The following is a 20,764-nucleotide window of genomic DNA, read 5'->3' as shown; positions in this document are numbered from 1 at the left end:
CCATCGCGATGGGAATTATTTATGATGAATTGGAATTATTAGAGATTTTCTGTAATGAACCTACGTTGATAGATGCTGATGCAAGTATATATAGTTACAACTCAACAGATACGTCAGGATATACCTTGGAATTATTTATATCTGTTTATGAAAACTATGTAAGCCTTGAATTGACGCATGAGAATTTAAAATCACTTATTTACGATATTGTAGTGGTTAATGTAAATAAAATAAAAACTTCGGAAAATACTTTGAAAGTTTACGATGAAAACGAAAAACAACTATTACAAATTTCTTTTAAACCAAATTTTTCATTACAAACTAAATTTTAAAATAATAAAAAGGATCATTTTCTTGATCCTTTTTATTTTATGTTTAAAACTTAGAACACCATACATATTCACATGCTATAAAAAATGGGACATGACAATATAGAAATTAGTGCCATTAATTGAAGAAAGTAGGTTAAAAATTGAACATAAAATATGATAAGTATGAGTTATTAGAGCTATTTGAGAGTGAGCCAGAAGACTTTTTAATTGAAGGTGCAGGTATATATCTGTATCGTAAAATGGATCACTTAGGATTTAAATTAATAATGATTATGTCAGTTTATGAAAATACAATTAAATTAAGTCTTTCTTATAATGAAGGATGTGTATTTGACGTTAATATGGAATTTGTAGAAAGAGTCTATACTCACAATGAAACACTCCATATTCAGTGCTATGAAGAGAAACAAGCAATTGAAGTGAGATTCAAACCACATTTTGCAATTAATATTAGAGAATTCTAATCAAAAAATCGTAGGAAATGATAATTCCTACGATTTTTATTTTTGAATACTTTTCCAAAGTGGCCCCTCATACCTCGAATCGTTTCCGTACCCCTACAAGAGTTTATACAGTTTTTCGGCTAATCCAGTAACAAACGAGAACCCTAAAACCGCACCAGGATAGGGATGTATAAAAAAATGCATAGACCCATGGAACCAAAAAAGGAAGTTCCCTTGTGAGGGTAAGGAGCCCCATTTTTCCTTGCTACCGATAATGAGACGTTATGTTAACCGAGCATGGATAGAATATACAAGAAAAACACGACACATCACTTTTTATAAATGGTATAATAAGGAAAAAATCGAGGTGGAAAACTAATGGAAGACTCTATGTTTGCGTTTCGAGTTGTTTTCAATGCACTAACATCATTCTTTTCCAACGGGGTCTGGGTCGTTTTGTTCTTCTTCTTGTTAAATAAAACGTATGAAAACAAAACTTTCAGAACAGCATCGAGTATTATTACTGTTGTTGTCTTAGTATTTTATTTGTTTTATTGCATTCGGAATAGCATGTAATGCCTTTCTTTGAATAAGGTAGGGAAATCCCCCAGTATCCAAGACTAAATTTTACCCATACATCATTTTTTTGATGTAGCTCTTGAAGATAAAAACTATTTAATTTTCAAGGAACAGTTATTAACTTAAAACTTATTATACGAGGAGGGTGTATCATGAAAAAAATATGCTTTGTATTAATTGTCGACGCTGGTATAAATTATGGTTCAATATTTTCTCTACCATTTTTAAGGAATCAGGATGATTTGAAGGAATATTTTTCTAAGTATTATGATGTTTCAATTAATTATATTAGGGATAAAAGCTCAGTTGACTATTTGGTAGTTCCCAAACCGTGTCCACCTTTTGATAATGAAAATAATCTTCCAATAATTGAAGTACCAGCAATCTTATTTATGGAAAAGGATTTTGAAAAAATAAAGACTTATATAGACAATTATTTTTCTAATAACTCATAAAGAAAATAAAAGTACAGTAAAAAGAAGTCCGATAAAAAACGAGTGGCGTAGAATATTTCTATTAATCATTCGTTTTTTATTATATTTACATATATTTTTTAAAAGAGGATTATAGACGTTCTGAAAAAAATTAATTATAACAAGAACAGTGTTCGTGCTACTATCTACGGTTATTTTTTGTACTAAGTACCCCTTTAACTAACAAGACAACAAAAAATAATTAACATATTAAAGTGAATAAGGGGTTCAGCCGAGATACGTGTAAAAACGGGTCATATACTGGTTTTTATTTCCATGTTATGACCCGTTTATCTTTTATACAGGTATATTCTCTTCTATTGGTTGTGGAATGTTTTGTAAATCAATCACATAATCGCCAAAACGTTTTATATGTTTCGTCATATATGGACTTAACATCACCAGATCTTCTCGTGAGAATCGATAACCTTCTCTTTTGAGTTGCCATAAAATCATGGTAATATCAACGACATTTTGAAAAATGACTGCATTGGCAACGAGATCATTATATTTAATACGTTTTTCTTGTTCTACTGGATCATTTTCAGTAATAATCCCATCCCCACCAAAGAATAACCACTTTGAAAAACCATTATATGCTTCCACTTTATTTGTACTAGCTGTAATTTACTCTTAACGGGGTAAATTCCGGCTCTTTTTTCAGATAACTTCTCTTAGCGTGGTTTTTTTCCGAAATGCTGGCGGTACCCCATCACTATCAAGCTTAGAAAAGCAAATACCCCCTAAACGAAAAAATAAGCCGTTTTCTATTAAAAATACACGAAATTTTCATCCTGGGGGTGTTATAAAATTTTTAAGTTGATGGGTATGTATGGTGCCCCCCTAATAACCCTTACAATTTTGTAATATTAATGTCACTAAAATCAATTTCTTCACTATAAATCCTTTACTATAATTTCCATATACAAAGATAAGGAGAGAGTTATATGAAAAAATCATTAGTTATATTTATATTATTCGTACTGTTTTCTAGTTTTGCTATAGGGTGCGAAAGATCACCTACTATAAATAGAATGGGAACAGAACAATACTATGTACAAATAACAAACAAAGGTGAGGTACAAGGTAACCAACGTTTCTATACTTTATCTACTTATAATAAGGATGGAGTAGAAAAAACAGTTACATTTGGGAGTGTAAAACCAGAAGATACCCCCCTTAAGGAAAATGCCTTCATACGCCTTTATATCGATCAACAGGATAACAACAATGCAGAGATAAATCATAAAGAAGTAAAATCCTATGAGGAAGTTCAAAAAGACGATTTACCTTCAAAAGTAAAAGAAAAATTACATATTAAATAATTACCCAATCAAAATAAAGGATACTCTCTTATACACGGATGAGGTAGCACCATATCGCTATTAAACTAGCAGAATAAAATATCCCCTAAAATGAAAAAATACGCTATTCTTTCTGTAGAATCATAGGAAAGGATGGCGTTTTTGTATGTCTATTTCTGTATCTGATGAATTACAACTATTTGCTCAAGAGATTCAAAGTTTTTTATCTCCAAATACCTTACGGGATCTTGCTAGAGATGTTGGTTTTGTTCAGCGAACTAGTAAGTATCAAGCAAAAGATTTAATAGCTTTATGCGTATGGCTAAGCCAAAGTGTAGCAAAAACTTCCTTAACCCAGTTATGTAGTTGTTTAGAAGCATCAACAGAAGTATTCATAAGTCCTGAAGGACTAAATCAAAGATTTAACTCCGCAGCCGTGCAGTTTCTACAACAAGTATTAGCTAAACTTCTGAACCAAAAATTATTTTCACCTAGGCTGTTTTCTTCTTCATATAATTCTATTTTTAAGCGTATTCGCATCTTAGATTCCACTGCGTTTCAACTTCCAGATGTATTTTCATCGACTTATCCTGGTGCAGGAGGTTGTAGCCATAAGGCTGGTGTGAAAATTCAACTTGAATATGATCTTTTAAGCGGACAGTTTCTTCACATTCATACAGGCCCAGGTAAACAACATGATCGAACCTACGGTTCTTTGTGCGTTCCGACTGTGAAAGCAAATGATTTGTGTATTCGAGATTTAGGCTATTTTCACCTCAAAGATCTTCAACATATACATGATAAGAAAGCTTACTATATCTCTCGTATTAAATCCAATACACGTATTTATCAGAAAAATCCTAACCCAGATTACTTTCAAGATGGACGAATAAAAAAGAATACACAATACATTCAGTTAGATATAGAGAATTTGATGAATTCTCTACACTCAGGGCAAACCTATGAAATAACAGATGCTTATGTAGGGATGAATGACAAAGTACCAACTCGTGTCATCGTCCATCGACTTACCAAAGAACAACAACAAAAACGCCTACGAGATCAGGCTATTCGAGAGAAAAAGAAAGGAATGACATATTCTCCTCGTAGTAAACGGCTCAGTGGTATAAATGTATATATGACAAACACCCCTACAGATATTGTCCCGATGGGACACGTACATGATTGGTATTCTTTGCGTTGGCAAATAGAGATTATCTTTAAAACGTGGAAATCATTTTTTCAAATTCATCATTGTAAAAAAATAAAACTAGAACGATTGGAATGCCATTTGTATGGTCAATTGATTGCCATTCTACTTTGTTCTTCTATCATGTTTCAAATGCGTCAATTACTCCTCATGAAGAAAAAACGAGAGCTTAGTGAATATAAAGCGATATATATGATTAAAGATTACTTTCTTCTATTTCAAACAATACAAAAAAACACCCAAAAGTTATCAAAGATACTACTTCGCCTGTTTAATCTTCTACAGCAAAACGGGCGAAAATCTCATAGGTACGAGAAGAAAACAGTCTTTGATATTTTAGGCGTCGTATACAATTATTCCATGTCTCATAATCATGCAGCTTAATTTAAAAAATCAAAACCCATTAGGGTTTATTTCGTATGCAATTCATTAAATAATATACAATTAGTTTTTAAAAAATAGATATCTTCTCACCCGAAATTGATTTTACATAAACTTAGCTTGATAGCAATGTGGTGTTACCCCAATAATAGATTGATTTAAGTGTGAAATAAAATTTTAATTGTATAATTAAGATATAAAAATAAATGAAAAAATGGTAATATGAATAAGTTGGAAAATATGGTATATAAGGTAATTGGAATTATTTATAGCAATAATTTATAGAGACAGGGAGATACAGTATGAAATTAACAAAAACGCTTTTAGTAGGAGCTACACTTGCTACTACGATATTTACATCATTATCGAATGTACAAGCAGACACAACATTTAAAGATGTTCCTACAGATCACTGGTCTTATGATGCAATCATGCATCTAAAAGAGAAAAACATTGTAGCTGGTTACGGAAATGGAATGTTCGGATTAGGAGATAATATCACACGTGGGCAAGCGGCGCGACTGCTATATGTGTATCTACAGCCATTAAATCTAGCTATACCCTACGAGGATCAATTTAGAGATGTAAAAGGTACTATGTTTGAAAAAGAAATACATGCAGTTGTAAGTTCGGGTCTTATGAATGGATATGGAGATAATATGTTTGGACCAGATGATGTTCTAACTCGTGAACAATTGGCAGCAATTTTACAGAATACATTTAATTTAAAAGCAAAATCTATTACTACATTTAATGATGTTGAAAAAAATTATTGGGCTACTGAGGGGATTAGTGCTCTACAAGAGAATAAAATTGCAGTAGGTACAGGGGACAATTTATTTGAGCCGAAAAAAGTTGTAACTCGTGAACAGTATGCACAGTTTTTATATAATGCAATTCGTAAGTTAGAGAAGCCAGGAAAGCCGGAAGTAATGCCGCTTGGGATACCGAAATCCATGGTGACTGATGACTTTACTTTTATTAAGCCTTGGGTTGACTTCGTTCCAGTATATGTTAAATCTATATCTGAAGAAGCACAATCTCTTATTAATGAGATGAATGCAAAATATAATTTAGATATCAAGTATTCGGAGGCAGGTCCTTCGATTGATTTAGATTCAGCTAAAATGGGGTCTAGAGCATTGAGTTTAGAAGAAAAAAATGATAAGGGTCCTAACTTCACTATTTTCTTCGAACATCATAAAGTGTCCATTGAATTGACGAAGAGATGGGTTACTATGATATACCCTGATTTAAATTTAGATGCAGAAATTGATAGATTGGTTAAAAATCCAAGTAACAAATTTCAATTTGTTAAAAACCAACGTGAAATACTAATGGGAGAAACAAATAATAAAAAGGGTATATACATTAATATTATGGAATAATCACCTTTTTTAAAGATGTAAGTGAAATAAAGTTACGACCTATTATCCCCATGCCTAGCAACTTAAAAATTTTATAGTACCCCAAAACGAGAAAATCTTTAACTAATGATGTCAATATTCTCATTTTGGGGTATTTATTTTGCTTAACTTGATAGATAGCTACTGATTCCTTACTGAAAAACCAGAAATTTAATCAAGGATAAATTTATCAATAGATTGAGAGTTCTAACATGGTTACCCTATCACTTAAAAAATGAACCTATTGCCCAAAATCAGTACAATAATTCAACCAGAGTTTAACTCTTTATTGATATTTTTAAGTATTATTTCTAGCGATAGCGCCACTTTTTCGAAAGAGTAGCTTAGTTTATAAAACTTTGCAACAGATCTCATTTGTCCATAGAAAAAGTTTCTCAACTTGGGTTAGCAAAAATATACTAAATTCTAGTTGTACATAAGTTATTTATCTATTATTATTTATTTCACCGGGGTTAATTTTTAGAAAAATCTAAAAACAAACACATCTGAAGGAGAGAACATCCTTAATGAATACGTATAAAATTAAAATTTTCACTATTTCATTATGTGCTTTTGCAAGTGTAATGAGCACGTCCATGTTAACCATTGCTTTTCCAGATATCATTAAAACTTTTGATATAAATTTTTCAACACTTCAAATTAGAAATATATTATTCTTTGCTTTTTTTGCAACAGGGATTCCTCTTTTCGGGAAAATATCTGATATATTTGGAGCAAAAAGGATTCTTATTATAGGTCTATTACTCTTTACGTTCTCGACTGTTTTAAGTGGAATGACTACTAATTGGTACTTGTTTTTAGGATTTCAATCATTACAAGCTATTGCAGATGCGATGATCGTACCTGCGCAGGTTTTATTAATAAGAACAAATTTTGAAGAAGATAAGATAGGTTGGGCATTTGGGTGGTTTTCTGGAGTGCTTGCAGTTGCAACATTTGTAGGGCCAGCTTTAGGAGGGCTCATAGTACGATACTTTCAGTGGCAGGCAATCTTTGGAGTATTAAGTTGTTTTAGTACGATTGCTTTATTACTCGTATTATGGGTTATTAAAAAGGATAATTATGAAAAGAGTATAAAAAAAGTTCTAATACCTTTCAAAAGTTCAATAAGTTTACTTTTACTTGTATTAGCAATACAAATTTTATTTATTGATAATGTTGGTATTTATTTAAAACTTTTAGCGGCTGTTTTTGTTCTCATAACAATCTTGCTATTTGTATTTTTTGAAAAGGAGAGTACAAATGACACCTCTCTAATACCTAAAAAAGCTATTCATAATCCAATTTTTATTTCTGCATTAATTAGGGTATTTTTATTATTCCTAATTGCAAATGCAATCACATTATATATACCAACATATATGAGAGAAAATCATGGAATACCTCCTGAGCAAGTAGGATGGATATTAGTAATTGATTCTGTAATTTCGATAATGCTCTCAGGGTATATGGGACGTTTAGCTGATTTAAAGGATAATCGTCTATTAATATTAATAGGTGTATTTTTCTCAATATTCGGAATGTCATTGTTAGCTATTTCAACATTTTCAAGCTCAATCTTGTTGTTTCTTTTTATGTTTTTATTCTTTGGATTGGCAGGAGTTATTACAATGCCATCCCAAAATAAAATCGCAATGTTATCAGTACCCAAAGAAGAAACAGGAGTATATATGGGGCTATTTCAAATGGTTCAATTTGGAACAGGAGCATTTGCTGCAGGTATCTTTAGTCATGTAGTTAATTTTTCCGGTACTAATGGTGGTATGTCTAATGACGGATTCTTATATTTAGTTATAGTCTGTATAGTTTTATATTTCATCGTGCTATTTACCTTGTATTTTGATAAGAAATTTTTAAAAAAAGTCACTAATGTGACAGAAAACATAGAAAGTTAATGAATTTGAAAGGAGGTGATTTACATGGAAAATAAAAATGAAAAATTACTTGAAGATTTAGAAGTAATTGAAGCGAAAGAATTAGAAGTAGGTAACGCATTCCATGCTTTCCGTTTTTCAGCAGCTCCAGAAGCAAAAGAAGATGAGAAATAAAATATAATATTATAATCCATAAAAGCAGAAGTGTGCAGCTGTTTATAACAGCTGTACACTTCTACTATTTTAGGGAGATGATTTATTGGAACTTCAGGATTTGAAAATTATTTTCCCACCAGTAACTGAAGCAAGGCTTTTCCCGTATTTGAGCTTACCAATGATAACTGGTTATTTAAGAAATAAAAAATTAAAGGTAGAGCAAAAAGATTTTAATATAGAACTTTGTCATAATATTTTTTCTAAAACAAACTTATTAAAATTTATTGAAAGCTATAAAGGTAAAGAGCTGCAAAATATTAAAAACATTTACAGGTTAGAATTTGCAAAATACTTGTATGAAAATCAAGAAGAACTATTTCACAACGTGTTTATCAATAAAAAATCAGATAATGAATTGAAAAATGACGTTAGATTAGTAAGACAAGGCATAGAGCTTTTATTGGAAACTTCTTTTTTAAAAAAAGAAGTTACATCATTACCCCAAATGATTTCTGAGATAAATAAGTTTATTGAAAACCCAGAAGATATTGGTAGTGTTATTCAAAAAAAAATGTTAGTTGAATTTTTAAATCAGAATCCCACCAAAATTTTTGGAATTTCAATTGCATATTACAGTCAGTTATTACCTTCACTACTATTATGTAAATGGATTAAAGAATTAATGCCAGAAGTTTTTGTGACTCTTGGTGGACAACAAATAATGTTAAGAAAAGAACAACTTTTAAAATTAGATGACCTTAGTCAGTATGTAGATGGTTTAGGAACTGGAGCTGGTGAAGAAACACTTTACCTCCTTTCTAAACATTTGGACGGGGAAATAGAAAAGCATGATGTACCAGATTTTATTTTTTTAAAAGATAATGTACAAAAAGAGATTTTTAAAAAGTCGGATTATCATATAAAAGACGCTTTACCTCCTGATTTTTCAGATCTTCCATATAAAAATTATTTAGATGAAGAAGTACATATGTCCATTATTACTTGTGTAGGTTGTTATTGGGGAAGATGTGCGTTTTGTTCATATGGAAATAGATCTCGACAAGAAAAAAATTATCAACAGAAAACCCCTAAACAAATTGCATATGAATGTGAATATTTAATTAAAAATTATGGTGCAACAAGAATAAACTTTATTGATGAAAATACTAATCTACGTTTAGTGCTAAACGCAATGAGAATCTTAAATGATAATGGATATCGTATATCTTTTAGTACTAGAAATCGATTGGAAGATATTCTTTTAAAGAAGGAATTTTGCAAAGAACTAAAGGATCGAGGCTGCATACTGATGTCCGTAGGGTATGAAACAAATTCGCAAAGAATTTTGGACCTATTGGATAAGGGGGTTACAGCAAATAATTATCAACAAATTATAGATAATCTTCATGAATTAGGAATTCCTCTGCGTTTTTCAATAATTGGTGGATTACCCAATGAAACTGAAGAAGAAGTTATGAATTCAGAAGAATTTTTGAAAAAAAATGCAGATAAAATAGGTATTGATGTCATGCAAATGCTTGTTGCTGAACCAACAACATATTTAGCAAAAAATCCAGAGAAATATAATATAACTATAACATCGGACGAAAATTTAAGGGGAAATAAGTTACTGAATTATGGTATGGGTAGAATGGGGGCTACATTTAACCATAGTGACGGTGATACCTTTAATGAAAGATTAAACCGATTTCTTGAAATTTATAAAAATGTTAATCCACAAAAGAATGATGAACTACCACCAGATAAAAGGAGCTCTACAGAGTCTAGGGATAATTTGAATCCAAATTCATATACATATATTTTGCAATTATATCCATGGGTGAGAGTAGTAAAAAGCGAGAGAATACTTTTAATGGATTTCTTATGGCAAAGAGTCTTCCCTCTTCCAAATGCAATATATTGTGATCAGGATTATTTATATGTAGTGGAAGAAGAACATCAAGTTTATCTTCAGCATTTTAGTGATAAAGGAGCGGGAATACTAGTTGCTGTTAATGAAAAGGAGGTAATGTTGAATGAAGCTTACAGAAAATAGTGTACGCTTTCCTAAAGTTGAGAATAAGTTAGGCCTGGGTATTGGAATGGACTTACCTTGGGGAGAAGATATTGGATTTTGTACAGCAGAAAATGGAGATGATATTACTCCAAAAATGAAAATCTTTTTTGAAAACTATAAAGATGAGTTTAATTATATGTTTTTTGCATTCCAGCCTAAAAATCGAAGTGTTCTTAAAGCAGAAGATTATTTTGAGGCGTATGATCGGCTATTTAATGCTGTTCCTAATTATAAAGCAAGGGCATTTCATCAAACCATATTAAATATGGGAGCTACTGAAAAATATGAAAAAAGCTCCATAATAGAATTTACAAATAAGATAATTGAAAGGTATGAAATCAAATGGATTGTTGAGGATTTAGGCTTATGGTCCATTAAGGGAAAAACTGTGCCATTTCCATTACCACCATATATGACGCCAAGAGGGCTAGAAGCTTGTATTGAAAATATAAATGAATATCAGAGAAATCTACTGGTACCAGTTTGTATTGAATTTCCTGGTTTTACAGAAGGAACTAATTTCTTTATCGGTGACATGGATGGTTTTGAGTATTTTAATACTCTAGTTCAAGAGACAAATTCCCCAGTAACTATTGATATAGGTCATATTTTGAGTTATCAATGGCTTATTGGTAATACAAATGAAAAAATGTATACCAATCTTTCTAAGCTACCGCTTGATAATTGCTTTGAATTACATTTATCAGGGTGTCAGATTATTCGTGGAAAGTTTAGGGATCTGCATCATGGCATACTATTAGACGAACAAATAGATTTACTTAAATATTTACTTCCTTTATGTCCAAATTTAAAAGCCGTGACTTATGAAGATCCTAAGTATACGAATGATGGTATTCTCATTCCGAAATCTCAACGAAATTATCAGAGGATGAAAGAGGTGGTAAAACAATGGCAATATCAGTAGATAAATACTATTCTCTCGACGAAATATTATATAATTTACTACATGATTATGAGTATAGAAATTTATTCCTAAAAGATAAATTCAGTGAACTAAATATTTCTGAAGAAAATCTAAAACAGATTCAAACCATTGACAAGGAAGAACTAATTGCTACTTCAAAAACTATTGTAAGAAATTTATTGAATGGGAATATAGAACATAGTGGCGGATTAAAAACAGCTTTTCCTGGAACTTTTAAAGAACTGGAACTAAATAATATTGACTTGCAACAATTGATGTATGAATTTGTAGCATCAAAAGAATTTGAAAATTATAAGGAAATTCCTTATGCCGGAGATGGTCAGTGTATTGAGGAGTCATTCTTTTGTTTTTTAAGTAATATTGAAATAATTAAAAGTAATAAAAATATAGAACTGCTTTTAAAACATGAATTCTTAAATGCGATGATATCTATCTTGGTAGTAAATGCAGAGCCAGCATTTAAAATTTTAAGTAAGGATATTAAACATAATGGTCATATTTATTATGCCTCAATTAGACTCGATAGAAATATTGCCGAAGCTTTATTGGGTAAAAAAATTCAGGTGCAACAGGACAAGATTATATGGTTATTTGCAGCAGCTAAAAATAGACTAATAAAAGGCCCTATAGAAGAAAATGTATTACAGTTAATTGAAATTGGAAGTCTACAAAAGATTAATGAAATGAAATTGACTAGTAATGAAGAAACTAACCTAGCAATGAGCATATATAAATTGGGTTTAATCAAATCATGAATACAATTACAACATTCGAAGAGCATGGTGAAGTACTTCCTTTTTGGCAAGGAACTATTAAGGAGCCAGCAACTTTGTTGTATTTTGATCGTCATTTAGATCTTAAATTAATAAGTGAAACTAAAATTCAAAAAATACATCAAAGAGTAGAAAAAAATCAATCATTAAACATTCTAAATAGGGACATACCCTGTAGAGAAGATGAACAATATGCTTATGGATTAGATGACTTTTTATATGCAGCTATTGATTTAAATATGTTTAAAAAAATTATATGGGTCTCTCCAGTAGTTGAACATAAAGGTAATGTAAATGATTTGGGCCAGGTATTTTGGAATTTACTATCTTTAATTCCCCAGCATGGTACTGAAATTATTGATTCCTTTAAAAAATATTCGTTTGGTATTGAAACAAAAATAAAAAATACAACCCTCATGATTACAACTTTAAATAATCTTAAGTATATGCAACTTTATAAAGAGAGTAATTTAATTACGGATATTGATTTAGATTTTTTCTATAATCCTGAGAACAAGAATCTATATTATAAGCTTGATCAGGTTTTACAGATTTTAAAAGAAAATAAAATTACAGATACCATAAAAACAATGACCTATTCAATAAAGAGTGGTTTTATGCCGGAGCCATATAGAAGATTAAGTAGTATATTTTCTCATAAATTAGATATGAAACTTATTAGTAATCCAGCTCGAAATCATTTGGTACCTATAGAAACAATGGCTGCTCTTTCTAATAGAAAACCAATAGATCAAAAATACTTAAATTATTTACAAGAAAAAGAGCTTGATATTTTAAGTGGAATCGGATGGAAATTACGCTCTTTATTATTAGTACAAATGGGACAGTTAGGCGAGGCTGAAAAATGTTATTATCAAGCTAAAGAGCACGGTGATGAAGCTTTTTGGGCAGCCTATAATATTGGTATGAGTTATATGAAGCAAAAAGATTATGAGCATGCATTGAAGTGGTTTCAACAAAAAAAAGGTGTTGTTGACACGATCCAGGCACATAGTTTAATTCTTCAAATTTTATGCCATTTGCATCTAGAAAATTTCGAATATGGCTTATCTTTAGCACATAGAACTCTAGAATTATTACCCATGAGAACGGAAATATATGAACTAATAGAAATTTTTTGTAAGAAAATGAAAATGAAAGAAAAAGATTATATCCACTATAAGGAAAACTATCAAAAAATTAATCAATTATTAAAAACATAGGAGGGATTAAGTTTAATAATTTTTTAATTAAACTTCAGTATCAATCTCAAAAAGATTGCATTGAGGTCATTAATGATCAAATTAAAGACACTAGTATCAATAACTTTTTGAAGGGGCAACTTAAAGATTGTATTAAATTACTAGAATTAAATATCTTAAAATTCAGTAAAAATATTATTTCGTATAGAATAAACCTTAATTTAAACAATGAGAGAATTTCCTTATATGAAGAGCCTATAAATAGATATAATTTATTAATCCTATTTCATGTTGAAGGGGAAGAATCTATAATACCCGTTTTATGGCAAGTAAGTACGGAATCTTCACCAGTTCATATTCTTTCCAATCAAATAGAAGAGTTAAGAATAGAACTAGAGCAAACCGTTCAGGGAAAATCATTAAAAGATAAATTAAAATTACCAGTTATATTAGATCAGTGGCCCGCCTCTCATTTTGTTCATGAATGTTTTGGACATACCTCAGAAGCTGATAATTATATGGAGTATGCTTGTGAAAATGGTTATAGCCTAGGTTATAGATGGTCTGATTATAAGTTTAATGTATATGATGATCCAACTTTAATAGGGCACAAAGCTTATTACGAAATGGATGATGAAGGAGAGAAATCTTTTCGTACCCAAATAATTAAAGAGGGTATTTGGAGTAATTTACTTCATAGTTCAGAAACGAAAAAGAAGCTACAAGCAAAAGGTTCGTGTAATGGTCGAAAAGTTTCATATGACGATATTATTCTTCCACGTATGTCCATAACGTATATGGATAAAGGTAACGAGAATATCAATGATTTAATATCAAAAATAGAATATGGTCTCTTTTGTAAAGGTTCATGGGGAGGAGGATCAATAGGTACAAAATTTGTAATCAGACCATCCTATGGGATTATTATTAAAAACGGAAGTTTAAGTAATTTAATTATTAGAAGGTTTGATATTAAAGGTTGTAAGTTTGAGGCTGCGAAGAATATCGTTGGTAGTAGTAATGAATTGCGAATTTTCAATCCGGTATTTGGCTGTGATAAAAACAATCAAAATAATTTAAGTGTAACTCAAGGAGCTCCACATATTTATTTTAGAGAGTTAAATATTTACCCAATATAACATTGAAAGAGTGAGGCCAATGATTGAAAGAATAGATTGTAAGAATCTAACCTATGAAAGATTTATGAAGGAGTTTGCAGATAAGAAGCCTGTTATCTTAACAAATATTGTGAATAATTGGGAGTGCTTTAATTGGGATTTAAAATATTTAAATGAAAGATTTGGAGAGCAAGAAGTTGTAATTAGAAAGTCTGATTATGAAGGAAAAAAGAAAGTTTATACAGTGAAGCTTTCTAAATTTATTCAATTGTTAGAAGGTGGAAATGAAGAAAATTGGTATTGTGATTGGCCTTTCTCCATTATGGGAAACAGAGAAATCGCTTTATCATATAGTATACCTTCCTTTTTAACAGAGCAAACAGTTAGGAAAAAAGGAGACAAAGAATTGAAATGGGTATTTCTAGGTTCAACGAACACTGGAACTCCATTACATAAAGATTTTCAAGCAACACACAATTGGAATGCCGTTATATTTGGAAAGAAAAAATGGGTATTTTTTAATCCGAAATTTGATCAACAAATGGAATATTTAGCAAGTGTAGATTGTAATATTTTTAATCCAACTCCAGAAGAAGAAGAAATTATTTTAAAAGCAAACCCTTACTATATAGAACTTAATCAAGGTGAGATTATATATACTCCTAAAAATTGGTGGCATCAAGTTATAAATGAAGAATTAACCTTTGCTATTAGTGAAAACTTTTGGTTTAAGCATGAGCTTCAAGTTAATTAACTTTAAATAAATCATTTAAAATAGGGGGATTTAATAATGCTAAAAGTAGAAGAACATGTAATTAAGAAAAGTATTTATAAAACATTAGAAGATTTAGTAAGCTTACCTGGTCCTGTTGGTCATGAATATTTAGTTAGTAATTGGTTAAAGAAACGTTGGATTAATAAATCAGAGGAATGTTTTGAAGATAAAGTTGGAAATTTAATTTGTAAAATTGGTGGGAAGGGACCTAAATTATTAATCCAAGCACATATGGATGAAATTGGATTTATAGTGAGGTATATTACCCCTGATGGCTTTTTACTAATTGATCCTGTGCAAGAAGCACATAGGTCTGGTCCTAATCATTTACATATGATAGGTCAATTAGCTCAAGTAATAAGTAGAACAGGGGATGTAGCAACAGGAGTTTTTGCAACATCTACTGGTCATGTCCTTACCGAGCAGCAAATGGCTGGAAATTTAAATTTTAATAGTCTATTTATAGATATGGGAGTTAATAGTAAAGAAGAGGTAGAAAAATTAGGAGTTCATATTGGCTCTAGTGTGGTATGGAAAAGGGAATTAACTCAGATTGGAAATAAGCTTATTGGAAAAGCGTTTGACGATCGAATTGGACTTTTGGTCATGGATCTCCTTTTAGAGAAAATGGACGTTTCCAATTTGAATTATGAAGTATGGTATGGCGCTACAGTGCAAGAAGAGAATAAAGCTCATGGCGCTTATGCTCTAGGTTCAAGAATGGACTTCGATATGGCAATTTCTTTAGATATTGGTTTAGTAGGAGACATACCAACTGTAAATGAACAAGATTATCCTACTAGATTAGGTGGTGGGCCGACACTAGTTTATAAGGATGGTGCTATTCATTATAATCCTAAAATAACATGGGGTTTAGAGGATATATCTAAAAAGTATAATATCCCTTATCAAATTGGTATTTATAGTAATTATGGCTCTGATGGTATAGCCTTTTTTGATAGTGGTATTCCTGCAGCACTTATTGGTATTCCAACTCGTTATACACATACACCTTTTGAAATGGTTGATATCAAAGATATTTATTCTACTGTAAATTTACTAAATCATTTTATTGAGAATAAAGCAAATTAGATTTGGTTCTGTTGCAAAGTTGATTAAAGTATAGATGATTTTAACTAAAAGCACTTCATTGCATGTGGTTTTTACAAAATTTTATAATTTATCGTACGTTGAAAAACCGAAATCTGTTCCCAGATTTCGGTTTTGTTTATTTAAAGTATGGACTATCTCAATTATTTTTTTCCTTTAGCTTAATGGCATGCGGCTGTATTCCATAAATGTATAGAATTGCAATGACTTTTAAGTATGGAATAGGCTATAAATTATTGAGGGTAAAAATATCAATGTACTCGTTTAAGGATGTTAGTGCAAGAAGTATTTAAATTTTTTCAATATAATATTTTACTGCCTGTAATAAAAACTCTTCCTGTCCCATTCCAGCATCAGTGGCCATTTGTACTATTTTTTGTTTGAATTCATAATCCGCATGAAAAGTTAATGGCTCTACATTACTTTTAAAGTAAATGCCTTCTACATGTGGAAGTATTGAACCAGATTTCATATGAGAATGTAAATATTTTATCTCTTCTTGAAATTGCAATGGATTTACGTGTAAAACAAAGGGTTTAATTTCTAATTTGATGGTATCTTGTGTAATAGTCAATCGCATATTTGTGACACCAAGTTTTTTATAGAATAAGTTTATTAGATTGTAAGTGATAGAATTAAATAATTGAGGTTTTTTAAATGAAAAAGATAAATATCCTCGTTTTGTAATCACTGGCTGTTTTTTGAACGGTTCAAAAGAATAATCATGTTCTTTATAAGTAGATAGTGGGAAAATCTCTTCATCCTCTGTAAGAATCTTTCCATCTGCTCCATTAAGCTCTATTACCCTAGCTGTTTTTCCGGTGTGTTGATGTGTTAATAATTGATATAAACATATCTCTTCATCGTAGATCTTGGTAATGAATGTTTTTCGCTCTTTTGTTTTAGTTTTTTCATAATCAAGCATAAAAATTTCTAATTCTTCTTCATCGATAAGATATACTTGTTTTCCTCGTTTTTCTACCATTGTAGCGGGTAATTTTCCGGATTTGATGTATGTAAAAATAGTAGATGGAGCTACATTTAGAATTTCAGCTGCTTCTTTTGTGCTTAGTCCATTGACCTCTTCTTTTTCCATTAATTTTTCAATATCTTCTAAATAGAAAATTTTGCTACCGAATTGTTTCCAGTTATCTTTGTATACGCATTCTATTAATCCTTCTTTTTCTTTCTTTAATATGGTCTGTACGGTTACCCCCATTAAATCAGCCGCTTCTTTTGTAGTAACAGTAGGCTTTGTAATAAATAGTAAATCCTGTGTCATAAAATTATACCTCCGAATTCCGACTAATTTATAAACTCTACATAGTATCATATCAGATTTTTATATACATATAAAATTTGATTTAAATTCTAATAAAAATCGAAGTTAATAGTAAATTCAATAATAGTAAAAAATGATATTTATATATATATTGATTGTTATTATAATGTAAAAGTTTTATTTGAATTAAATAAGTGAATATATATATATAACTACACGTATAATGAATAAATATTTATAAAAAAATATATGTATGTTTAGATAGAGAAGAATATGAGATTCTTACAGAATGAAAATGATTTATCATTTGTATAATGGATAAAAGTAAAATAAAATAATAAGTATAGGTAATAAAGATAATTATATTCATAATCTTCAATAGGAGAGGTGAATTCGAATTATGGGTATTAACAATATAAAGGGAAATGTACCTATTATAAACAATCAAAGTAAGTATATGGATACATATGTAGAGAATATAAGTGGTATCATTCGATTTCTGCATAACAATCGTTATGTAGATAAAGTGGAAGAGAAGATGGAGGTTGCAGAAAAGGAGGGAAAGAGTAAATATACGTATTTAAATGATATAGAAGTCATTTATCATTTTGTACACTTACAAAAAGATATGGATGAAAAGAAGAATAGAAAAGAGGATACGAAAAAGAGTTATGTGTCCGAAATCTTGTCATTTTGTCAGTGCATGGTGCAGCACGCAGAGGAATTCGAATTGAATGGGGAAGAGGTACAGCAAAATGACTCTTTATTAAAAACATTACAGCCTTGGCATATTCGTAAATATAATGCTTGGTTGAAGCAGGTAGAAAACGGTAGGAATGGGGATACGTACGCGGTCGCAACTCTTGCGAAGAAAACAGTGCTCATTCGTTCTTTTCTAAAACATCTTCATGTTTTTTCATATATTGAGAAGCCTCTTCATGAGGAACTGCAGCGCGCTAATGTAAATGAACAGGATCGGCCAAATCGGGATTTATCCTATGATGAAGTGATGAAAATTTTAGGGTTTTATAAAGAACAAGGGCATGTAATAAACTATACAATTTTACTAGCTCTAGCAAGTACCGGCGCAAGAATTCAAGAATTGTGCAACGCGAGAGTGAAAGACTTACATTATGACGGAAAGTATTGGTTAAAAGTCACAGGAAAAGGGGATAAAGTACGTGAACTTTTCATTCCTGAGCATTTATTCCAATGTATTAGCGAAATGAGACGGAGAAGAGGATTCCAAACTGTATTGAATCGTGGAGATGAAAGTCCTGTATTTATCAATCAAAGAGGAAACTTTTATAATCCCAAAACGTTATCAAACCAAGTAACAGATATGATAAAAAAGACAAATTTAGAGTTTCTACAGTATCGTGAAAATCCTGTAACGGCACATACATTCCGTCATGCTTTTGCAATCATGGCAGTTGAACAAGGAAATGCGGATCTATATCATTTAATGCAAACACTTGGGCATGAAAATATTCAAACAACAAAGATCTATTTAGAGAAGCATATGAAACGAAAGAATAATGTGGGGACTACATTTGCGGATATGTTGGTGTGAAATTTTAATATGAAAAATTGTTTAATTATGTCTTTTTTACATAATTAAATACACATTATTTAACGTGTAAGGAGGGTTTAATTATAGAATACTCAAGAATCTACACATTAAGAAATGGCCAAGAAAAATCAATAAAGGTAGAGTCCTGGCTTTCATTTAGAGAAGAAATGAATATGTTAGGAATTCAGAATTCAGATGTGTTTCAAATTCAGTTAGTGGAATATGGTAAAGAGAGAACGAAAAAGAGTTCTCCTAAAAATAATAGAAGAAAATAGTTTACTTACGTATAAATATCATAATTAAGCACATGTTATATACAAATATAGTGGAGGTGCAATTATGAATATTCAAAGACACGAAAGTAATACAAATGAAATTCTAATTTCTGCTGCTGCAAGTGCTATTGAACAAATGAAGTATGAAATTGCCCGTGAATTAGGAGTCACACTAGGACCTGATACATCATCACGTGCAAATGGGTCTGTCGGTGGAGAAATTACAAAGCGCTTAGTTCGAATGGCTGAGGAACAATTATCAGGACAACACAGATTACATTAAGTTAAAATAATAAAAGGAAAAAGGGCCCATAAAACGGATTTTTTCCTTTTATTTACATAAAAATTAAAAATCATTTTTAAGGGTTTTTATTTGATGTGACAATACATTAAGTATAGAAACTCATTAAACCCTTTAAAAGTAATCTTAAGTCTGTTAAACGCTATTAAACCTAAATTCGCTATTTTTTGTTTTAAGGTGTAGTCTACAAGAATTCATCTACAAATTCTAACATTATAGCATAAGTTAAAAGACCGATTGGTAATAAATTTCCCAATAAAACAAAAATTCTTTTGGTTAAATTCTCTTTACTGAACATTGAAATGACGCTTAAAGGAACAGCAAATAAGGAAGCAAAAAATGTAACTGATATAGAAACCTTTAAAATAGATACTATATTTTCATTTGAAGTCATTGCTAGCATATATAAGGATATTGGTAGAATTGTAATTGAAGTTAGTGCTGTTAAGAATGAAATTTTAGTAAACACCCTCAAATTTCCTCTTTTCAAAAAATCCCCTCCATTTACTAAAAAGGGTCACTATTCCACAAATATATATTTACAATTTTAAGGTAAGTATAGATGTTTTATTCAAATCCTAACGAAAAATTCCCTTTATAAATTTTTTTAAACAATAATAGATTTTATATCTTTTTAATATTTACTTTTTTCTTCAGCTATTTCTATAAGTGCTAAACCTAGCGCTGGGCCAACTAACTTTAAAAGTATTCCCACAATCTTTGTTTTACTCATCATTATTCCCTCACATTCTATTATTTTTATAATTCTAAATCACTAATACCTTCGTAAATTTCTGAGGCATATTCTTTAATTAACGAATACACTTTGGCATGATAAATTTTATAAAATCTATCTTTTAAATACTTTTGTATTGTTAAATAACATTCTTTCCCCAGTTAAACCTAATTACTATTGCTTTTACTAACCTCCTCCGTTCGTGGAATAAGAATTTTTAAACAACTATATTATTTGTTTAATGACTTTATTATTTCTGCACAACTGTATTTATTTTCAAAATCGGAATAGTATTTTAAGTAGATTATTCTTAATTTTAATGGCTGTAAATTCATAAATTAGTTGTAGTTGGTCATTCTTTGAAATGCATATATTTTATAGAGAAGAGAAACAATAATTTCTAGGGATAGGAACGTA

The 20,764-nt window shown here is 30.4% G+C and carries 21 protein-coding genes and 1 pseudogene; 19 read left to right on the top strand and 3 right to left on the bottom strand.

Annotation, left to right across the window (positions count from 1 at the left end):
• The first annotated feature begins 8 nt into the window (after positions 1-8).
• The 4 genes from ACQVV1_RS16310 (at position 9) to ACQVV1_RS16295 (ending at position 1,809) form a co-directional block, all read left to right on the top strand.
• The gene (locus ACQVV1_RS16310; protein ID WP_431169154.1) at positions 9-332 is read left to right on the top strand and encodes a hypothetical protein; all 324 of its coding nucleotides are present in this window, start codon (positions 9-11) and stop codon (positions 330-332) included.
• Positions 333-472: 140 nt separating this feature from the next.
• Positions 473-796: a hypothetical protein gene (locus tag ACQVV1_RS16305; protein WP_431169153.1), complete on the top strand. Its 324-nt coding sequence runs from the start codon at positions 473-475 to the stop codon at positions 794-796.
• 357 nt (positions 797-1,153) lie between these two features.
• On the top strand, positions 1,154-1,351 hold the full coding sequence (locus ACQVV1_RS16300) for a hypothetical protein (RefSeq protein WP_002170404.1): 198 nt from the start codon (positions 1,154-1,156) through the stop codon (positions 1,349-1,351).
• Between the two features lie 155 nt (positions 1,352-1,506).
• A complete protein-coding gene (locus tag ACQVV1_RS16295) occupies positions 1,507-1,809 on the top strand; it encodes a hypothetical protein (protein ID WP_416809794.1) in 303 nt (100 codons plus the stop codon).
• Positions 1,810-2,124: 315 nt separating this feature from the next.
• On the opposite strand, the pseudogene ACQVV1_RS16290 reads toward ACQVV1_RS16295, so the two are convergent.
• Positions 2,125-2,454, bottom strand: a pseudogene (locus ACQVV1_RS16290) (Tn3 family transposase); the annotation flags it as partial.
• A 320-nt stretch (positions 2,455-2,774) separates the two neighbouring features.
• Between ACQVV1_RS16290 and ACQVV1_RS16285 the strand changes: the two are divergent.
• The 12 genes from ACQVV1_RS16285 (at position 2,775) to ACQVV1_RS16230 (ending at position 16,162) form a co-directional block, all read left to right on the top strand.
• Positions 2,775-3,152, top strand: coding sequence for a YxeA family protein (locus tag ACQVV1_RS16285; protein WP_431169152.1), 378 nt, complete (start codon positions 2,775-2,777; stop codon positions 3,150-3,152).
• Positions 3,153-3,297: 145 nt separating this feature from the next.
• The gene (locus ACQVV1_RS16280; RefSeq protein ID WP_431169151.1) at positions 3,298-4,725 is read left to right on the top strand and encodes an IS4 family transposase; all 1,428 of its coding nucleotides are present in this window, start codon (positions 3,298-3,300) and stop codon (positions 4,723-4,725) included.
• A 299-nt stretch (positions 4,726-5,024) separates the two neighbouring features.
• Positions 5,025-6,110 carry an S-layer homology domain-containing protein gene (locus tag ACQVV1_RS16275; RefSeq protein ID WP_431169150.1) on the top strand — a complete coding sequence of 362 codons (1,086 nt, stop codon included), beginning with the start codon at positions 5,025-5,027 and terminating at the stop codon, positions 6,108-6,110.
• 545 nt (positions 6,111-6,655) lie between these two features.
• A complete protein-coding gene (locus tag ACQVV1_RS16270; RefSeq protein WP_242255966.1) occupies positions 6,656-8,044 on the top strand; it encodes an MFS transporter in 1,389 nt (462 codons plus the stop codon).
• Between the two features lie 24 nt (positions 8,045-8,068).
• Entirely contained in the window at positions 8,069-8,197 is a 129-nt protein-coding gene (locus ACQVV1_RS16265) for a hypothetical protein (RefSeq protein ID WP_002157812.1), read from the top strand.
• Positions 8,198-8,282: 85 nt separating this feature from the next.
• The gene (locus ACQVV1_RS16260; protein WP_242255967.1) at positions 8,283-10,235 is read left to right on the top strand and encodes a B12-binding domain-containing radical SAM protein; all 1,953 of its coding nucleotides are present in this window, start codon (positions 8,283-8,285) and stop codon (positions 10,233-10,235) included.
• Complete coding sequence (locus ACQVV1_RS16255; protein WP_242255968.1) at positions 10,216-11,181, top strand: multinuclear nonheme iron-dependent oxidase; 966 nt, start codon at positions 10,216-10,218, stop codon at positions 11,179-11,181. Before ACQVV1_RS16260 ends, ACQVV1_RS16255 begins: the two co-directional genes overlap by 20 nt.
• Entirely contained in the window at positions 11,166-11,957 is a 792-nt protein-coding gene (locus ACQVV1_RS16250; protein ID WP_242255969.1) for a hypothetical protein, read from the top strand. Before ACQVV1_RS16255 ends, ACQVV1_RS16250 begins: the two co-directional genes overlap by 16 nt.
• Positions 11,954-13,198 (top strand): hypothetical protein, encoded by a 1,245-nt coding sequence (locus tag ACQVV1_RS16245; RefSeq protein WP_309260320.1) that lies wholly within the window; start codon positions 11,954-11,956, stop codon positions 13,196-13,198. Before ACQVV1_RS16250 ends, ACQVV1_RS16245 begins: the two co-directional genes overlap by 4 nt.
• A gap of 107 nt (positions 13,199-13,305) precedes the next feature.
• Positions 13,306-14,316, top strand: a complete 1,011-nt coding sequence (locus ACQVV1_RS16240; protein WP_431169149.1) for a metallopeptidase TldD-related protein — start codon at positions 13,306-13,308, stop codon at positions 14,314-14,316.
• 19 nt (positions 14,317-14,335) lie between these two features.
• Positions 14,336-15,049, top strand: coding sequence for a cupin-like domain-containing protein (locus ACQVV1_RS16235; protein ID WP_431169148.1), 714 nt, complete (start codon positions 14,336-14,338; stop codon positions 15,047-15,049).
• A gap of 36 nt (positions 15,050-15,085) precedes the next feature.
• Positions 15,086-16,162, top strand: coding sequence for a M42 family metallopeptidase (locus ACQVV1_RS16230; RefSeq protein ID WP_242255977.1), 1,077 nt, complete (start codon positions 15,086-15,088; stop codon positions 16,160-16,162).
• Positions 16,163-16,469: 307 nt separating this feature from the next.
• Here ACQVV1_RS16230 and ACQVV1_RS16225 read toward each other — a convergent pair whose 3' ends face one another.
• Positions 16,470-17,462, bottom strand: coding sequence for a helix-turn-helix domain-containing protein (locus ACQVV1_RS16225; RefSeq protein WP_431169147.1), 993 nt, complete (start codon positions 17,460-17,462; stop codon positions 16,470-16,472).
• A gap of 400 nt (positions 17,463-17,862) precedes the next feature.
• On the opposite strand from ACQVV1_RS16225, the gene ACQVV1_RS16220 reads away from it, so the two are divergent.
• The 3 genes from ACQVV1_RS16220 to ACQVV1_RS16210 all read left to right on the top strand — a co-directional run bounded on the left by ACQVV1_RS16220 (position 17,863) and on the right by ACQVV1_RS16210 (position 19,593).
• Positions 17,863-19,035: a tyrosine-type recombinase/integrase gene (locus tag ACQVV1_RS16220; protein WP_431169146.1), complete on the top strand. Its 1,173-nt coding sequence runs from the start codon at positions 17,863-17,865 to the stop codon at positions 19,033-19,035.
• 80 nt (positions 19,036-19,115) lie between these two features.
• Positions 19,116-19,310, top strand: coding sequence for a hypothetical protein (locus ACQVV1_RS16215; RefSeq protein WP_431169175.1), 195 nt, complete (start codon positions 19,116-19,118; stop codon positions 19,308-19,310).
• Between the two features lie 64 nt (positions 19,311-19,374).
• Positions 19,375-19,593 carry an alpha/beta-type small acid-soluble spore protein gene (locus tag ACQVV1_RS16210; protein ID WP_001025757.1) on the top strand — a complete coding sequence of 73 codons (219 nt, stop codon included), beginning with the start codon at positions 19,375-19,377 and terminating at the stop codon, positions 19,591-19,593.
• A 202-nt stretch (positions 19,594-19,795) separates the two neighbouring features.
• Here ACQVV1_RS16210 and ACQVV1_RS16205 read toward each other — a convergent pair whose 3' ends face one another.
• Positions 19,796-20,101 carry a 2-acyl-glycerophospho-ethanolamine acyltransferase gene (locus ACQVV1_RS16205; protein ID WP_431169145.1) on the bottom strand — a complete coding sequence of 102 codons (306 nt, stop codon included), beginning with the start codon at positions 20,099-20,101 and terminating at the stop codon, positions 19,796-19,798.
• Positions 20,102-20,764: the final 663 nt, after the last annotated feature.

The organism is Bacillus basilensis, from assembly GCF_050630465.1.
Lineage (GTDB): Bacteria > Bacillota > Bacilli > Bacillales > Bacillaceae_G > Bacillus_A > Bacillus_A basilensis.
This window is presented reverse-complemented; position numbering and strand designations above follow the sequence as displayed.

Bases quoted from the DNA above. Each gene is read 5' to 3' on its own strand.
- ACQVV1_RS16310 (WP_431169154.1), top strand. From the start codon at position 9: ATGGGAATTATTTATGATGAATTGGAATTATTAGAGATTTTCTGTAAT.
- ACQVV1_RS16300 (WP_002170404.1), top strand. From the start codon at position 1,154: ATGGAAGACTCTATGTTTGCGTTTCGAGTTGTTTTCAATGCACTAACA.
- ACQVV1_RS16295 (WP_416809794.1), top strand. From the start codon at position 1,507: ATGAAAAAAATATGCTTTGTATTAATTGTCGACGCTGGTATAAATTAT.
- ACQVV1_RS16285 (WP_431169152.1), top strand. From the start codon at position 2,775: ATGAAAAAATCATTAGTTATATTTATATTATTCGTACTGTTTTCTAGT.
- ACQVV1_RS16280 (WP_431169151.1), top strand. From the start codon at position 3,298: ATGTCTATTTCTGTATCTGATGAATTACAACTATTTGCTCAAGAGATT.
- ACQVV1_RS16275 (WP_431169150.1), top strand. From the start codon at position 5,025: ATGAAATTAACAAAAACGCTTTTAGTAGGAGCTACACTTGCTACTACG.
- ACQVV1_RS16270 (WP_242255966.1), top strand. From the start codon at position 6,656: ATGAATACGTATAAAATTAAAATTTTCACTATTTCATTATGTGCTTTT.
- ACQVV1_RS16265 (WP_002157812.1), top strand. From the start codon at position 8,069: ATGGAAAATAAAAATGAAAAATTACTTGAAGATTTAGAAGTAATTGAA.
- ACQVV1_RS16255 (WP_242255968.1), top strand. From the start codon at position 10,216: ATGAAGCTTACAGAAAATAGTGTACGCTTTCCTAAAGTTGAGAATAAG.
- ACQVV1_RS16250 (WP_242255969.1), top strand. From the start codon at position 11,166: ATGGCAATATCAGTAGATAAATACTATTCTCTCGACGAAATATTATAT.
- ACQVV1_RS16245 (WP_309260320.1), top strand. From the start codon at position 11,954: ATGAATACAATTACAACATTCGAAGAGCATGGTGAAGTACTTCCTTTT.
- ACQVV1_RS16235 (WP_431169148.1), top strand. From the start codon at position 14,336: ATGATTGAAAGAATAGATTGTAAGAATCTAACCTATGAAAGATTTATG.
- ACQVV1_RS16230 (WP_242255977.1), top strand. From the start codon at position 15,086: ATGCTAAAAGTAGAAGAACATGTAATTAAGAAAAGTATTTATAAAACA.
- ACQVV1_RS16225 (WP_431169147.1), bottom strand. From the start codon at position 17,462: ATGACACAGGATTTACTATTTATTACAAAGCCTACTGTTACTACAAAA.
- ACQVV1_RS16220 (WP_431169146.1), top strand. From the start codon at position 17,863: ATGGGTATTAACAATATAAAGGGAAATGTACCTATTATAAACAATCAA.
- ACQVV1_RS16210 (WP_001025757.1), top strand. From the start codon at position 19,375: ATGAATATTCAAAGACACGAAAGTAATACAAATGAAATTCTAATTTCT.